The organism is Nonomuraea sp. B5E05 (assembly GCF_039880665.1).
Taxonomy (GTDB): domain Bacteria; phylum Actinomycetota; class Actinomycetes; order Streptosporangiales; family Streptosporangiaceae; genus Nonomuraea.
Map to the genome: position 1 here is coordinate 34,093 of NZ_JBDPMJ010000025.1, position 15,399 is coordinate 49,491.

At 72.3% G+C, this 15,399-nt stretch carries 11 protein-coding genes; 5 read left to right on the forward strand and 6 right to left on the reverse strand.

Features of this window, described 5'->3' with window-relative positions:
• Positions 1-35 precede the first annotated feature (35 nt).
• The 5 genes from ABGB01_RS35280 to ABGB01_RS35300 all read right to left on the reverse strand — a co-directional run bounded on the left by ABGB01_RS35280 (position 36) and on the right by ABGB01_RS35300 (position 6,614).
• Positions 36-1,595: a CBM35 domain-containing protein gene (locus ABGB01_RS35280; protein ID WP_347778007.1), complete on the reverse strand. Its 1,560-nt coding sequence runs from the start codon at positions 1,593-1,595 to the stop codon at positions 36-38.
• Between the two features lie 105 nt (positions 1,596-1,700).
• Positions 1,701-3,665: a beta-galactosidase gene (locus tag ABGB01_RS35285; protein WP_347777908.1), complete on the reverse strand. Its 1,965-nt coding sequence runs from the start codon at positions 3,663-3,665 to the stop codon at positions 1,701-1,703.
• Positions 3,662-4,498, reverse strand: coding sequence for a carbohydrate ABC transporter permease (locus tag ABGB01_RS35290; protein WP_347777909.1), 837 nt, complete (start codon positions 4,496-4,498; stop codon positions 3,662-3,664). Before ABGB01_RS35290 ends, ABGB01_RS35285 begins: the two co-directional genes overlap by 4 nt.
• A complete protein-coding gene (locus ABGB01_RS35295) occupies positions 4,495-5,370 on the reverse strand; it encodes a sugar ABC transporter permease (protein ID WP_347777910.1) in 876 nt (291 codons plus the stop codon). Before ABGB01_RS35295 ends, ABGB01_RS35290 begins: the two co-directional genes overlap by 4 nt.
• Positions 5,367-6,614 (reverse strand): extracellular solute-binding protein, encoded by a 1,248-nt coding sequence (locus ABGB01_RS35300; protein WP_347778008.1) that lies wholly within the window; start codon positions 6,612-6,614, stop codon positions 5,367-5,369. Before ABGB01_RS35300 ends, ABGB01_RS35295 begins: the two co-directional genes overlap by 4 nt.
• A gap of 107 nt (positions 6,615-6,721) precedes the next feature.
• Here ABGB01_RS35300 and ABGB01_RS35305 point away from each other — a divergent pair, with 107 nt between their 5' ends.
• From ABGB01_RS35305 to dgoD, 5 genes are read left to right on the forward strand one after another with little or no spacing between them, the layout of a single operon-like run.
• The gene (locus tag ABGB01_RS35305; RefSeq protein WP_347777911.1) at positions 6,722-7,408 is read left to right on the forward strand and encodes a FadR/GntR family transcriptional regulator; all 687 of its coding nucleotides are present in this window, start codon (positions 6,722-6,724) and stop codon (positions 7,406-7,408) included.
• Positions 7,405-8,961, forward strand: coding sequence for an alkaline phosphatase D family protein (locus ABGB01_RS35310; RefSeq protein WP_347777912.1), 1,557 nt, complete (start codon positions 7,405-7,407; stop codon positions 8,959-8,961). Before ABGB01_RS35305 ends, ABGB01_RS35310 begins: the two co-directional genes overlap by 4 nt.
• Before the next feature lie 8 nt (positions 8,962-8,969).
• The gene (locus ABGB01_RS35315) at positions 8,970-10,622 is read left to right on the forward strand and encodes a discoidin domain-containing protein (RefSeq protein WP_347777913.1); all 1,653 of its coding nucleotides are present in this window, start codon (positions 8,970-8,972) and stop codon (positions 10,620-10,622) included.
• A complete protein-coding gene (locus ABGB01_RS35320) occupies positions 10,619-11,359 on the forward strand; it encodes an SDR family oxidoreductase (RefSeq protein ID WP_347777914.1) in 741 nt (246 codons plus the stop codon). The genes ABGB01_RS35315 and ABGB01_RS35320 overlap by 4 nt, the downstream gene beginning before the upstream one ends.
• A 34-nt stretch (positions 11,360-11,393) precedes the next feature.
• Positions 11,394-12,539 (forward strand): galactonate dehydratase, encoded by a 1,146-nt coding sequence (dgoD, locus tag ABGB01_RS35325; protein WP_347777915.1) that lies wholly within the window; start codon positions 11,394-11,396, stop codon positions 12,537-12,539.
• Positions 12,540-12,546: 7 nt separating this feature from the next.
• On the opposite strand, the gene ABGB01_RS35330 is transcribed toward dgoD, so the two are convergent.
• Positions 12,547-15,258, reverse strand: a complete 2,712-nt coding sequence (locus ABGB01_RS35330) for a BTAD domain-containing putative transcriptional regulator (protein ID WP_347777916.1) — start codon at positions 15,256-15,258, stop codon at positions 12,547-12,549.
• Positions 15,259-15,399 lie beyond the last annotated feature (141 nt).

Consider the following 15,399-nt stretch of genomic DNA (forward strand, 5'->3'; position numbering starts at 1 on the left):
CGGTACGACAGCCGTACCGGCCACGGGGATGCCTGTTACGGCGTCACCTGCCTGCCGCCGAAGGTCACGACGAGGCGGCCGTCCGAGGCGAACGACCAGCTCAGCGAGCCGCTGTAGGACGAGCAGCGCGACCCGTTCGAGCCGGACCAGAACTGGTTCGAGCCGTCGGCGTCACCGATGATCCGGTCGTTCGACCCGCTGTCGCACGAGGTGTTGCTCCGGAACACCGACGAGCCGCCGTCGAAGTTGAAGTTGCGTTCCTCGTTGCCGATGCTGACGTTGCCCGACACCGTCATCGTGCCGAGGTTGCGGTTGTAGGTGAACCCGTGCTTGCCGTTCTCGTAGGCGATGTTGCGCCGGATGACGTGGTCGACCCCGATGTCCTCGCCGCCGAGCTTGTAGCCGTTGCGGTCACCGTTGCCGGCCTGGCTGCCGTCGCTCAGGGTGCCGTTGTCGTAGGCGAGGGAGTCCTCGATGGTCACCGCGCCGATGGGTCCGGTGTCGTCCTTGGTGAACAGGTCGTAGCCGTCGTCGATGTTGTTGTGGGACACCGTGTAGCGGAAGACGTTGCCGGGGCCGACGGTGAGCTTCGGGGCGAAGCCGTCGGCGTCCTCGCCGTCGGAGTCGGCGTTGTCGTGCGACACCGTGCTCACGACGAGGTTGCCCGAGGGCCACTGGTCCGCGGGCGCCCCGGCGACCAGCCGCGAGAGTTGCAGGCCCGAGTCGCGGTTGAAGCGCGTCACCGTGCGCTCGATGATGTTGTTGTTGCCCGCGAGCAGGATGCCGTTGTCACCGGCGCGCTCGACGACGATGCCGCGGATGTGCCAGAACGACCCGCCCACGGCCAGCCCGCGGTTCGCCGAGTCCTCGCTCTGGGCCGAGAAGTTCAGCACCGGCGTCTCGCCTGGATGGGCGAACAGTTCGGTGCGGTCGCCGGAGGTGCCGTCGTTGCCCGGCGGGATGGTGACCGTCTGCGAGAACCGGTAGGTGCCGCCGCGCATGTAGATCGTCCCGCCGGGGGCGACGCGGGAGATCGCGGAGGTGAGGGTCGTCGGGTCCGACTCCGTCCCGGCCGCGCTGTCGCTGCCGCCCGGCGCCACGTACAACGTGTCGGCGGGCGGCTCGGTCGTGCCGCCCGCCTCCACGTCGATGTAGTCGATGTTGGGCAGGCCGTTCGAGGTGGTGGGGCTGAGCCGGATGGTGTTGCTTCCCGCGTTCAGCGGCACGGTCAGTGTCGTGGTGGTCCAGGTGGTCCAGGCGCCGGTGGCCGCGAACGGGACGGTCTGGGTGGTGGCGCCGTTGACGATCAGGCCGGCGGGGCGGCCGCTGGTGGTGCCGTTGGCGTGGCGGATGGCGAGGGTGGTGGTGCCGGCCGCGGCGGCGTTGACGGTGAACTGGGCGTAGCTGCCGGTGTTGTTGTCGCCGTTGCAGAACCCGCTGCCCGAATATCCGGAGTGGTTGTTGTCGATGCTGCCGTTGCAGACGGCGGGCGAGGTCTCGGCCTCGTAGCGGGTGGGTGCGGCGTGTGCCGGTTGCGCGAATGCGAGCGTGCCGGCTAACAGGCCGGCGCAGGCGATGACGGAGGTGAGGCGCATCATGCTGCTCCAATGGGTTGGGTACGGCGTCCCTTGCCCGGGCAAAGCAGAAACGGATGCCACAGTAGGAAAGCGCTTTCCCCCCGTCAACCGCCGCTGAAACTTTCATCCGCCCGCCAGCACGGCGACCCCCCGGGGCGGCAGGACGAGCACGTCGCCGGACCGCTCGCCGTCGAGCAGCACGCTCCCGCCGCCGGGGACCGGCACGCGGCGTTCCTCGAAGGTGTGGTTGAGCAGGAACACGTGGCGCACACCATCCGCGCCGGCCCGGGTGACCGCCTCCACGCCCTCCGGCAGGCCGGGCAGCGTCACGCCGGCCTCGGCGGCGACGCGGCGGGTCAGCTCCCGCATCACCGCCGGGTCCGGCCGGGTGCCGAGATACCAGGCGACGCCCTCGCCGTAGGCGTGCCGGGTGACGGCCGGGCCGCCGTCGCCGAACGAGGCCACCGCCTCGGCGCCCTCCAGCTCGATGCGCTCGGACCACAGCGTGGCCCGCGACTCCGAGCCGTCCACGACGATCGGAACGGTCGCCCCGGCGTGCAGCGGATCGAACTCGGTGATCGACAGGCCGAGCAGCTCGCGCAGCGGCCCCGGATACCCGCCCAGCCACACCCGGTCGTTCTCGTCGACGATGCCGGAGAAGAACGACACCACGAGGTGACCGCCCCGCTCGACGTACGCGGCCAGGTTCGCCGCCGCCTCCGCCGGGAGCAGGTAGAGGTTGGGCACCACCACCAGCCGGTAGCCGCTCAGGTCGGAGGTGGAGCGCACCACGTCGGTGGTGACGCCGAGCCGCCACAGCGGGTCGTAGTGGTCGCGCAGCCGGTCCATCATGCGGATCCGGTCGCTCGGGTGCGACTCCTGCTCGACCGCCCACCAGTTGCGCCAGTCCAGCACGAGCGCCGTCTCGGCCCGCACCCGCGATCCCTCGACCGCGCCCAGCGACCGCAGGTCGCCGCCGAGGTCGCGGACCGCCTGGTGCAGCGGATGGTCGGGGCCCGCGTGCGGGACCATGGCGGAGTGGAACTTCTCCGCGCCGCCGCGTGAGGCGCGCCACTGGAAGAACAGCACGGCGTCCGCGCCGCGGGCCACCGCCTGCAGGCTGTCCAGCCGCATGCCGCCGGGCTTCTTGGCCGGGTTGGTGCCCATCCAGTTGACCGCGGAGGTGGCCTGCTCCAGCAGCCACCACGGCCGGCCGTCACCGAGCCCGCGCCACACGTCGAAGAACAGCGCGCTCTGCAGCTGCGGCTCGGGCTCGCGCTGGTCGGGATAGCAGTCGCCGCTGACCACGTCCATCTCCGCCGCCCAGGCCGGGTAGTCGGTGGTGGGGGCGACGTTGCACAGGTTGGTGGTGACCGGGACGTCCGGCGTGGCGCGGCGTACCACGTCCGCTTCGAGCCGGTAGCAGTCCAGCAGCGCGTCGGAGCAGAACGCGGTGAAGTCCAGCGTGTGCGCCGGGTTGGGGATGCCGGTGGTGCGGCGGGGCGGGAGGATCTCCTCCCACGCGGAGTAGCGCTGGCTCCAGAAGGTCGTGGTCCACGCCTCGTTGAGCTGGTCGAGGGTCTCGTACCGGCGGCGCAGCCAGTCGCGGAAGGCCTCGGCGCACAGGTCGCAGAAGCACTGGGGCACCTGGCAGCCGTACTCGTTGCCGATGTGCCAGGCGGCCAGCGCCGGGTGGCCCGCGTACCTCCGGGCGAGCTCGGTGACCAGGGCCCGCGCCGCCTCCCTGTACGCGGTGGACGACGGGCAGATGTGGCAGCGCGACCCGTAGCTCAGGCGCACGCCGCCGGCGTCGACCGGCAGCGACTCGGGGTGGCGGTGGCCCAGCCACGGTGGCGGCGAGGCGGTCATCGTGGCCAGACACACCGCCACGCCGTGGTCGTGCAGCAGGTCCATGACCTCGTCGAGCCACGCGAACCGGTAGTCGCCAGGGACGGGCTCCACCTGGGCCCAGGCGAAGATGCCGAGCGTCACGAAGTTGACGCCGGCGTCGCGCATCAGCTTGGCGTCCTCCGCCCAGACCGGGCGTGGCCACTGCTCGGGGTTGTAGTCCCCGCCATAGCGGATCACTCGCGTACGCTCCCTTCGGTCAGGCCGGCCCGCCAGAACCGCTGGAGGGCCCCCGACAACACGATCAGCGGGATGACCGACACGAACGAACCGACCACCACCAGCGTCTGGAGGATCGGCTCCCGGTCGGCGAAGCCCTGCCAGCTGGTCAGCCCGAGGGTGAGCGGGTAGAGGCTGCTGTCCGACAACATCACCAGCGGCAGGAAGTAGTTGTTCCAGATCCCGATGAACTGGAACAGGAAGATCGTCACCAGCGCCGGAGACATGATCTTCAGGGCGATGGTGAGGAAGATCCGCCATTCGCCGGCGCCGTCCGCCCTGGCGGCGTCCAGCACGTCGTCCGGCACCGTGGCCGCGTACACCCGCGACAGGTAGACCCCGAACGGGCTGACCAGGCTGGGCAGCAGAACCGCCCAGTAGGTGTTGGCCAGGCCGGCGTCCGACATCAGCAGGAACAGCGGCAGGCCGATGGCGGTGGTGGGCAGCAGCACCCCGGCGAGGATGACGTTGAACAGCGCCTCCCTGCCGCGGAACTCGCACTTGGCCATCGCGTAGCCGGCGCACGCGGCGATGAGCGTGGCGCCGGCCGCGCCCAGCCCCGAGTAGATCACCGAGTTGAGGATCCACCGCAGGTAGATCCCGTCGCTGAAGGAGAACAGGTCGCCGAGGTTGGTCCACAGCTGCGGGTTGGCGAACCAGAGCGGGGAGGAGTTGATCAGGTCGCCGGTGTTCTTGGTGGCCGCCACGACCAGCCAGTACAGCGGTAGCAGGAAGTACGCCGCGAGCACCAGCAGCAGGACGGTGGTGAGCCAGCGGAGGCTGACCGTTCTCAACGGCGTCCCCTTCCCACGAAGCGCAGGAACCCGAAGGACAGCACGGCGGTCACCAGCGCCAGGATGATCGACTCCGCGGCGGCCAGGGCCATGTCGTTGCCGTTGAACGCGTCGTGGTACGCGGTCAGCGTGGGCGTGTAGGTGGTGGACAGGCCGCCGGACACCGGGAGCAGGACCAGCGGCTCGTTGAACAGCTGCAGCGAGCCGATGATGGTGAACACGGTGATCAGCACGAGCGCGGGACGCAGCAGCGGGATCTGGACGCGCCAGGCGATGCCCCACCGTCCCGCGCCGTCGATCCTGGCCGCCTCGTACAGCGTGCGGGGGATCGACTGCAACTGGGCCACCACGACCAGCATGTTGTAGCCGACGAACAACCACACCACGATGTTCATGACCGACCAGAACACCGTGCCCGGTCCGAGCAGGTCGATCTCGATGCCGAACGCGCTGAGCACCGGGGTGAACGGTGACGTGCCGGGCGCGTACAGGAAGCCCCACATGATCGAGGCGATCACGCCGGGGATGCCGTACGGCAGGAAGAAGCTGGTGCGGAAGAAGCGCGGCCAGCGTGCCATGCCGGCCTCCAGGATCAGCGCCAGCACCGTGGAGCCGACCACCATCAGCGGCACCATGATCGCCGCGTAGAGCAGGATGCGGCCGAGGCTGTCCACGAATCCCGGGTCGGACAGCGCCTTGCCGTAGTTGGCCAGGCCGGCGAAGCGCGTGCTCTGGCCGCGCAGCCCGAGCAGGCCGGAGCGCTCGACGACGGTGAAGCTCTGCGCCAGCGCGTACAGGATGGGTGTGACGAAGAACCCGGCGAACAGCAGCACGAACGGCGCCAGGAACACCGCGGCGGTGCGTTTCCTCATTGGGCCCTCAGCCCTTTCTCCCTCAGTTGCTCGACCACCTGCGTCTGCGCCGCCCGCAGCGCGCTCGCGAAGGTGCCCTCGCCGGCGACGGCCCGCGGGAAGGCGTCGTTGAGCCGCTGCCTGGTCTCCTCGTAGCCGGGCCACCACACCCAGCCGCCCGGCACCTGGCTGGAGGACTCGGTGAACAGCTGGTCGGTACGCTGCCCGCCGAGGAACGCGGAGGGCTTGGTCAGCGACGGGCTGGACATGCCGTCGATCGCGGCGGGCCAGCCGTAGCCGCTCTCGATCAGCATCGCGACGCTGCGCGGGTCGCGGTTGATCCACAATGCGAACTCGACGGCCTCGCGGGGATGCTCGCAGCCGCGCAGCAGCGCGGTGGACGAGCCGCCGTTGCTGGCGGAGGCCTTGCCGCCCGCCTCCCATTGGGGCAGCGGCGCTGCCCGCCACTTGCCGGCGGTGTCCGGCGCGTTGGCCGCGAGGATGGCCTCGGCCCACTGCGCGAGGGGGATCGCCACCAGGTGGCCGGACGCGAGGTCCTTGTACCAGCCGGGCGCGAAGTGCGGGGCGACCTTGACCAGCCCGTCGTTGACCATGCCCTGCCAGTAGTCGGCCACCTTCAGCGTTTCCTGGCTGGTCATCCTGGCGTTCCAGACGCCGCCGCGGGTGTCGAACCACGGCGTGCCGGCCTGCCAGGCGAGGCTGATGAAGGGCGAGGTGTCGTTGGCGGGGAAGTTCGTGACGTACGCGTCCGGGTCGGCCTCGCGGACCCGGGCGGCCGCCTCGCGATACTCCGCCCAGGTCTTCGGCACCTCGATGCCCCACTTGTCGAACAGGTCGGCCCGGTAGTAGAGAGCCATCGGGCCGGTCGCCTGGGGCACGGCGTAGGTGCCGCCCTCGTACGTCACCAGGTCCCAGGTGTTGCGCTGGAAGTCGGCCCGGTCGGCGTCGGTGAGATAGGGGCCGAGGTCCATCAACTCGACGTTGAGCAGGAACGACGGCAACTCCTGGAACTCCATCTGGGCCAGGCACGGGGCGTCGCCGGCCAGCACGGCGGCGTGCATCTTCGCGTACCCGCCCTTCGGGCCCGGCGGGATGTTGTCCAGCGTGACCTGGACGTCGTCATGGGTGCGGTTGAACAGCTCGACGGCCTTGTCCATCCCGGGAACCCACGCCCAGAAGGTGAGCCGGACGGGATCCCGTCCGGGTTGAGCGGCGCCGCCCCCGCAGGCGCTCACGAGCAGCATCGCCACCGCGGCCAGGCTGAGGAGGGGGGATCCCAAGCGTCGTGGCCAAATAACCATAAAATATGCTTTTATCATCTTCACAAGAGGATCGGAAGGGATGTGCGGCCTTGAGCTATCCACGGCGCGGCATGCACGGTGAGGTCGTCGAGGACCTCGGCCGGCGCATTCTCGGAGGCGATCCCGACGCCGGGGGCACCCTCGACCCGACCGCACTGGCCAGGCACTACGGCGTCAGCCAGACGGTGATGCGGGAGGCGCTGAAGACCCTCGCGGCCAAAGGGCTCGTGGACGCGCGGCCGAAACGCGGCACGTACGTCCGGCCGCGCGCCGAGTGGTCGATGCTCGATCCGGACGTCCTGCGGTGGCGCTTCACCCAGCGCGGCGACGAGCGGATGCTCCGCGACCTCGCCGAGGTCCGGGCCGTGGTGGAGCCGGCCGGCGCCCGGCTGGCCGCGCAGCGCCGCACCGACGAGGACCTGGACGTCCTGGAGGCCGCGCTGGCCCGCATGGCCGACACCGTCTCCGACCCCGTCGCGCACACCGAGGCGGACATCGCCTTCCACCGCACGCTGCTCGCCGCCGCGCGCAACGAGGTGCTCGACTGCCTCCAGATCGTGATCGCCGCCGCGCTCTACGCGCGGGACCGGCTGGTGCACGCCGGCGGCGAGCGCCCGGGGTTCGCCGCCACGCACCGGGCGGTCCTGGACGCGGTCCGCCGCGCCGATCCAGACGCCGCAGAATCCGCCATGCGGGACCTGCTCGCGCAGGCCGGAAAGGACGAAGCCGCATTATGACCACCCCCCACATGACCTCCAGGCGGCGCATGCTCGCCTACGCCGCAGGGCTCGCCGGGCTGGCCGCCGTGGCCCAGGTGCCCGGCGGCTGGACCGACTCCGCACCCGCCCTGCCCGGCACGCCGTTCACGCTCGGCGTCGCCTCAGGAGATCCCCGGCCCGACGGCGTGGTCCTGTGGACCAGACTCGCCCCGCAGCCGCTCGCCGACGACGGGCTCGGCGGCATGCCGCGCACCCCGATACCGGTGCGCTGGGAGGTCGCCGAGGACGACGGGATGCGCAAGGTCGTCCGCGGAGGAGTGGCCACCGCGCGCCCGGAGTTGGCGCACGCCGTGCACGTGGAGGTGCACGGGCTGCGCCCCGGCCGGGCGTACTGGTACCGGTTCACCGCCGGCTCCGACGACAGCCCGGTCGGCCGTACCAAGACCGCGCCCGACCCGCGCGCGTCCGTGCCGGTCAGCTTCGCCTTCGCCTCCTGCCAGGCCTGGGACGTCGGCTTCTACACCGCCTACCGCGACATGGCGGCCCAGGACCTCGACCTCGTGGGGCACCTCGGCGACTACATCTACGAGAACGGGATCGGCGCCACCGGAGGCAGGCGCGGCACGCCGCTGTCGCCCGCGCACGGCGCGCTCGTCCAGACCCTGTCGCAGTACCGGCTGCGGCACTCGCTCGTCGCCACCGACCCCGACCTGCAGGCCGCCCGCGCCGCCGCCCCCTGGTTCTTCACCCTCGACGACCACGACGTGGAGGACAACTGGGGCGCCGACCGGTCGCCCACCGGCGCGACCCCGGAGAACTTCCTGCGCCGCCGCGCCGCCGCGTTCCGCGCCTTCTACGAGAACAACCCGATGCGTCCCTCCGCGCTGCCGGTCGGGCCCGACATGGCGATGCACCACCGGATCGACTACGGGCGGCTGGCGAGCTTCTTCGTGCTGGACGCGCGGCAGTTCCGCAGCCCCATCGACATCGGGGCGCGGCTCGACCCCTCCCGCACCATGCTGGGGGAGGAGCAGGAACGCTGGCTGCTCGAAGGGCTCGCCGACTCGTCGAGCACCTGGAACCTGCTGGCCAACCAGGTCATGATGTTCCAGCTCGACCGGCTCACCGACCCCGGGCTGCAGCAGCTCAACCCCGACACCTGGGACGGCTACGCGGCGGCGCGCGACCGGCTGTGGGCGGGCATCGGCGAGCGCCGCGTGTCCAACCCGGTGGTGCTCACCGGCGACGCCCACGTCAACTGCGCCGCGGAGCTCAAGGCGGACTTCGCCGATCCCGGCTCGCCCAGCGTGGGCGTGGAGTTCGTCGGCACCTCGATCACCTCCGGCGGCGACGGATCCGACAGCACTCCAGGAGGCCAGGAGTGGCTGGCCTCCAACCCCCATCTGAAGTTCTTCAACAACCAGCGCGGATACGTGCGCTGCCGGGCCGACGCCGACACGCTGACCACCGACTACGTGGTGGTGGACAAGGTCACCACGGCCGGTGGCACGGCGTCGGTGCGCAGATCGTTCGTCGTCGAATCCGGCCGCCCGGCCCTGCAGGACATGTGAGGCGGATCATGAGAAGGACGTTCCACGCCGCCGCCGCGGTGGCGCTCTGCTCGGGCCTGTTCACCATGCCCGCCGCCGCCGGGTCCGCCTTGCCCGGCTCGCCCGCCGCCGCCGGGTCCGCGGTGCGGCGGCTGCCCGTCACGCCGGCGGGCCAGGTCCTGGTGGTGCAGGCCAACCTGCAGGACTCGGTACGCCAGGCGGACGCCCGCGACACCCGAGACCTGGACAACTTCGCCAGGCTGCTGGCCGAGAAAACCCCCGTGGCGCCGGACGCCCTGCTGCTCACCGAGATCCTCGGCCCCGGCGCCCGCCACCTGGCGAACGCGCTGAGCCGGGCCACCGGGCAGCACTACCGGGCCGAGGTGGCGGGTGAACGCTCCGCCTTCCTTCCCGACGGCGCGGTCAGGGAGAACGCGATCATCCTGAACACCGGGACGATGAGCGCGGCCGCGCGCGGCGGCTTCGAACGGGTGCAGGACGAGGACCAGGCCTACGTGGTGGCGGCGCGGCGGGACGGCACGCTGCGCGTACCGCTGGTCGCCGCGCACCCCGGTGGCGATCCCGCGCCGGCCGCCGGCTGGCTCGCCGATCGGTTCGCCCGCGAGGACGGCGTCACCGTGCTCGGCGGCGACTTCCGCGCCGGGCGCTGCGCCGTACCGGCGGAGGACCAGGCCATCGGCTGCGAGCCGCAGGCGTTCTGGGCGGACCTGACAGGGCCGCGCGCCTACACCGACGCGTACTTCGAGCGCGGCGACGCGCAGGCGCGCCGGCACAGCGGGTACGTCTTCACCAGAGGGGATGTGCTGAAAGCCGCGATCGACACCGACATGCCGGACGTCTCGGACTGCAAGGCGGCCTTCGACGCCGGGCGCTCGCACACGGCGGACCGGGACTGCCGCGCCGCGTACTACGCCGACGAGCCGTTCGGGTGGGCGCTCCTCGGGGCCGCCCGCGACGAGCAGCAGTCGGTGGTCCCGGCGAAGCTCGCCCTGGACCACTGCGAGCTCGCCGTGCGCACCGCCGACGTGATGGCCAGGGTCGTCAACAACACCGCGGCGCCGCTGTCGCGGCCGGTCCGCGTGAGCGCCCCCGAGCCGCTCACCGCCACACCCGCCGAGGCAGCCCTCGACGTGCCCGCGGGCCAGGCGAAGAACGTGATCGTGACCGTCACCGCGCCAAGGGACACCGAGCCGGGCGAGCACACCGTCACCGTGACGATCGGCGGCGAGAAGCGGGAGATCCCGGTCACCGTCACCGAGGACTGCGTCGAGCCGAAGGTGTACGCGACCAGCTTCCACTCCGGCTTCGGCCCCGAACTGGCGGTGGACGGGGACATCGCGACCTACTGGCACTCGGAGTACCAGCCGCCGCACCCGCTGCCCCAGTCGATCACCCTCAACCTGGGCGAGACCAGGCAGGTCAGCGCCCTGGACTACCAGCCGCGGTTCGACGGCAACCTCAACGGCACGATCCTGGACTACAAGGTCTACCTCAGCACCGACGGCCGGACGTTCACGGAGGTCACCAGCGGATCGTGGGCGGCCGACGCGCGGCTGAAGAGCGCCTCGTTCGAGGCGGCGGACGCCCGCTACGTGCGGCTGGAGGGCAGCCGGGCCAGCGGCGGGTCCTACCTGTCGGCGGCGGAGGTCACCGTCCGATGAGCAGGTTCGAGGGGAAGGCGGCCGTCGTCACGGGTGGCGCGCGGGGCATCGGCGCCGCCACGGTCCGCCGGCTGGCGGCGGAGGGCGCCTCGGTGGTCGTCGCCGACATCGACGAGGCGGCGGGCCGGGACGTGGCGGACATCGTCCCCGGGGCCGTGTACGCGAACTGCGACGTGGCCTCGCCGCAGGCGTGGGACGACCTGCGCACGCTGGTCCTGGACCGGTTCGGGCGGCTGGACGTGCTGGTCGGCAACGCGTACCTGCTGCGGCAGGGGCCCGCCGACCAGGTGGGGCCGGACGACTGGAACGCCCAGCTCGCGGTCAACCTCGGCGGGTTCTACCTGGGCGTGCGCACCTTCATCGGCGAGCTGCGGCGGGCGCGCGGCGCCCTCGTGGCGGTCTCCAGCGTGCACGCCGGCTTCGGCCTGCCCGGCCGCCCCGCCTACGCCGCCTCCAAGGGCGGGCTGCTCTCGCTGACCAGGCAGCTCGCCGTGGAGTACGGCCCCGAGGTACGCGCCAACGCGGTGGTGCCCGGCCCCATCCTGACCGGGGCGTGGGACGGCGTCGACGAGGCCGGCCTGGAACGCAGCGCCCGCGCCACGGCGGCCGGGCGGCTGGGCAGCCCTGACGAGGTCGCCGCCGCCATAGCGTTCCTGGCCAGCGGCGAGGCGTCGTTCATCACCGGCGCCGCGCTGACCGTCGACGGCGGCTGGAGCGTCATGAAGGACTCCGACTGAACCCGCCGAGCCGCTACTGATCGAAAAGGGACTCATGCGCATCGTCTCGCTCACCACCTACCTGGTGGCGCCCCGCTGGTTGTTCCTGCGCGTCGACACCGACGAGGGCATCACCGGCTGGGGCGAGCCGGTGGTCGAGGGCAGGGCGGCCACGGTGGCCGCGGCCGTGGCGGAACTGTCCGACTACCTGGTCGGCGCCGACCCGCTGCGCATCGAGGACCACTGGCAGGTGCTCACCAAGGGCGGCTTCTACCGGGGCGGGCCGGTGTTGTCCAGCGCGGTCGCCGGCATCGACCAGGCGCTGTGGGACATCGCCGGCAAGGCCTACGGCGTGCCGGTGCACCGGCTGCTCGGCGGACCGGTCAGAGAACGCGTCCGCGTGTACGGCTGGGTGGGCGGCGACTCGCCCGCCGAGGCGTCCGACGCGGCGGTGGAACTGGTGGAGGCCGGGTTCACCGCACTGAAGATGAACGCCGCGGGCATCCTGCGCACCATCGACACGGCGGCCTCCGTCAAGGCGATCGTGGACCGGCTGGCGTCGGTGCGCGCCGCGGTCGGCGACGAGGTGGACATCGCGCTGGACTTCCACGGGCGGCTGAGCCTGCCCATGGCCCGCCGGGTGCTGCCGCTGCTGGAGCCGTACCTGCCGTTCTTCGTGGAGGAGCCGGTCGTGCCCGAGCTCACCGGCGAGCTGGCGGCGGTCACCTCGGCCACCGCCATCCCGATCGCGGCGGGGGAGCGGCTGTACTCGCGGTGGGATTTCCGTCCCGCGCTGGAGGCGGGGATCGCGGTCGCCCAGCCGGACGTCTCGCACGCGGGCGGCATCTCCGAGACCCGGCGCATCGCCGCCCTGGCCGAGGTCTACGGCGCCGCTGTCGCCCCCCACTGCCCGCTCGGCCCGATCGCCCTGGCCGCCAGCCTGCAGATAGGCTTCGCCACCCCCAACCTGCTCATCCAGGAGCAGAGCCTCGGCCTCCACTACAACCAGCCCGCCGACCTGCTCGACTACCTGGTGGACCCGTCGGTGTTCAGGTACGCCGACGGGCACGTGCCGCTGCCGACCGGCCCCGGCCTCGGCATCGAGATCGACACCGCCGCCGTCGAACGCGCCGCCGAGACCGGCCACCGCTGGCGCTCCCCCGTCTGGCGCCGCGACGACGGCGGCCTCGCCGAGTGGTGATCCCTCCCTAGCGCCACGTGGGGCGGCCCAGCGCCGCGCAGCGGGCGCGGACCGCCTCCGCCTCGGTGTCCCCGACAGCGTCGTAGCACTCCACGGCCCGCTTCCAGGCGTCCAGCGCGGCCGCCGTGTCGCCCGCCGCCGTGTGCGTCTCCCCGAGCCGGACCAGCGTCTGCGCGGCCGGGTGGAGGTCGTCGCACTCCTGGAACAGTTCGGCCGCCCGCTCGTAGCCGGCCACCGCCCGCGCGTGGTCACCCATGGCGTCCAGCACGTAGGCGATGCTGTCCCAGGCATGCCCCTCGCCCTGGGCGTAGCCGAGGTCCGCCAGGATGCGCTGCGCGTGGCTGCAGTCGGTGAGCGCCTGGTCGTACTCGCCGAGCTGGGCGCGCCACCAACCGGCGTTGTTCAGCGCCCGGGCCTTGCCGATGGTGTCTCCGCCCGCGTCGAAGAGCTCCAGGGCCCGCAGCGCGTGGCGGAGTTCCTCGCCGGGCCGTACCCGGCTGACCGGGACCGTCAGGCCCAGGTGCAGGTGCGCCTCCAGGACGGGCTCACCGAGGTCGCGGTGGAGCTCGATGGCCCGGTCGAAGTGCGTGACCGCCTCCTGGTCGTGGCCGAGCTTGGCGTGGGCGCGGGCCAGGCGGCTGTGGCTGCCGGCCTGCGCCAGGCGGTCGCCGAGCCGCGCCGCGGCGCTCAGCGCCACCGCCTCGACGTGCAGGATCTCCTCCCAGGGGCCGCGGCGCTGCATGAACTCGCCGAACCCCCACGCCAGCTGCCAGGCGTGCCGGTCCAGCCCGGCCTCGGCCGCCTCCGACACCACCGCGGGCAGCGCCACCGACTCGGCGGCGTACCAGCGCAGAGCCTCCGCCCGCCCGGCGAAGTGCTCCACGGCGACGCCGGGGGCGGGCGGGTCCGGCTTGACGCGTTCGCGGTGCGGGTAGCAGACGGCGCTGGCCGCGCAGGCCGAGTGCACGTAGTGGTCCAGCAGGCGGCGGGTGGCCGACCGGCGCACGGTGCGGCTGTCGGTGGCGCGGGCCTGCTCGGCGGCGTACGCGCGCAGCAGGTCGTGCAGGCGCACGCGGCCGCGGGCGGAGAGGTCGACCAGGTTGGCGCGGTCGAGGTGGTCGATCAGCTTCCGCGTACGCTCCACGGGCAGGGCGGCCAGGCTCGCCACCGCGGACAGCGGAAAGTCCGGGCCGGCCTGCCTGCCGAGATGCCGGAAGAGGCCGGCCGCCTCCTCGGTGAGCTCGCGGTAGGACCGGGCGAACACGACGCGCAGGTCGATCGCGGGGTCGGTGTCGGCGAACGGCTCCAGGTCCGTTTCCGCCCGTTCGAGGTCGGCGGCGATCTCGGCCAGGGGCAGGTCGCTCCGCCGTACCATCCGTGCCGCCACGATGGCCAGGGCCAGCGGCAGGCGGCCGCACCTGTCGATGATCAGCTCCGCGGCCTCGGGTTCGGCCGCCAGGCGGGCCTCGCCGACCCGGGCGGCCAGCAGGTGGCGGGCCTCCTCACGGGCAAGGACACCCAGATGGAGGAGGGACGCTCCAACGGTGACCGACAGCGAGGGCAGCTCGGACCGGCTGGTGATCAGCGTCAGCGACCCGGGCGCGGTGGCCAGCAGGGGAGCGACCTGGTCGGCGCCGCGGGCGTCGTCGAGCATGACGAGCACCCGGCGGTCGGACACCAGGCTGCGGTAGAGCCCGATCTGCGCCTCGACGCCGGAGGGCACCTGGCTCTCCGCGACGCCCAGCGCGCCGAGGAAGCGGGGCAGGACCGCGCGGGCGCCGGCGGGGTGGAGGGCGCCGAGGTCGGCGTAGAGCTGGCCGCCGGGGAAACGGTCGCGGTGCAGGTGGGCCCAGCGCAGCGCCAGCGACGACTTGCCCACGCCCGGCGGTCCCGAGATCACGCATACGGCGCCGGCGGCGGCCAGCCCTTCCAGCTCGGCCTTGCGGCCGACGAAGCACCCGAGGTGGACGGGCAACTGCGCGGGAACCGGACGTTCGGCCCCGGCCACCTCGCCGTGCCGTAGCAACAGGCGATGGACCCGGCGCAGCGCCGTCCCGGGTTCGACGCCCAGCTCCTCGGCGAGCGTGTGGCGCACGCCGGCGAAGCAGGTCAGCGCCTCGGCCGTACGCCCCGACGCGTGCAGCGCCTCGATCAGCGCGACGGCGACCAGCTCGTCCAGCGGGTACTCCTCCGCCAGCGGCGACAGCGCCGCCACCGCGGCTCCCGGGTCGGCGTCGGTCACCGAACGCGCCCACCGCAGCACGACCTCCTTGTGCTCGTCCCGCAGCCGCCCGCGGGCCCGCTCGGCCCACTCGCCCGGCAGCCCCGTCAGTGGGTCACCGTGCCACAGCGCCAGCGCCTCACTCAGCAGCGGCCGAGGATCCGGTACGGCTGCCGCCCGCTCGGTGAGGCGGCGGAACCGTGACAGGTCCACGGTGGACTCGTCCACGTCGAGCAGGTAGCCGCCGAGCTTGCGCAGCACGTCGCCGTCGTCGCCGAGCACCTCGTGGCGGAGGTGGGTGATGATCGTGTACAGGGTGTTCCGCGCGCCGGACGGGATCCGCTCGCCCCAGATCCGGGTCAGCAGCGTCTCGACGGGAACGACCCGGCCGACCTCCCAGGCGAGCGCGGCGAGAGCGAGCGCGGCCTGCGGAGGGCGCACCGCACTGGTCTGATCCGCGCGCTCCAGCTCCACCGGTCCGAGCAACCGAATCAACATGGCCTTCCAGCGTAGTCAAGGGAGATCGACTCCTCCCAGGTTGTCATGCCTTCGGAACAGCATTGAGAAGTCATTGAGAAATCACTGAGGTGCCCGGGTGAGGCTGCCAGGAGAAGGCTCCTCTTCAGGAAGCGAGGGCTC

Excerpts from the sequence above, each read along its gene's own strand:
- ABGB01_RS35280 (WP_347778007.1), bottom strand. The coding sequence starts at position 1,595 with ATGCGCCTCACCTCCGTCATCGCCTGCGCCGGCCTGTTAGCCGGCACG.
- ABGB01_RS35295 (WP_347777910.1), bottom strand. The coding sequence starts at position 5,370 with ATGAGGAAACGCACCGCCGCGGTGTTCCTGGCGCCGTTCGTGCTGCTG.
- ABGB01_RS35300 (WP_347778008.1), bottom strand. The coding sequence starts at position 6,614 with ATGCTGCTCGTGAGCGCCTGCGGGGGCGGCGCCGCTCAACCCGGACGG.
- ABGB01_RS35310 (WP_347777912.1), top strand. The coding sequence starts at position 7,405 with ATGACCACCCCCCACATGACCTCCAGGCGGCGCATGCTCGCCTACGCC.
- ABGB01_RS35315 (WP_347777913.1), top strand. The coding sequence starts at position 8,970 with ATGAGAAGGACGTTCCACGCCGCCGCCGCGGTGGCGCTCTGCTCGGGC.
- ABGB01_RS35320 (WP_347777914.1), top strand. The coding sequence starts at position 10,619 with ATGAGCAGGTTCGAGGGGAAGGCGGCCGTCGTCACGGGTGGCGCGCGG.
- dgoD (WP_347777915.1), top strand. The coding sequence starts at position 11,394 with ATGCGCATCGTCTCGCTCACCACCTACCTGGTGGCGCCCCGCTGGTTG.
- ABGB01_RS35330 (WP_347777916.1), bottom strand. The coding sequence starts at position 15,258 with ATGTTGATTCGGTTGCTCGGACCGGTGGAGCTGGAGCGCGCGGATCAG.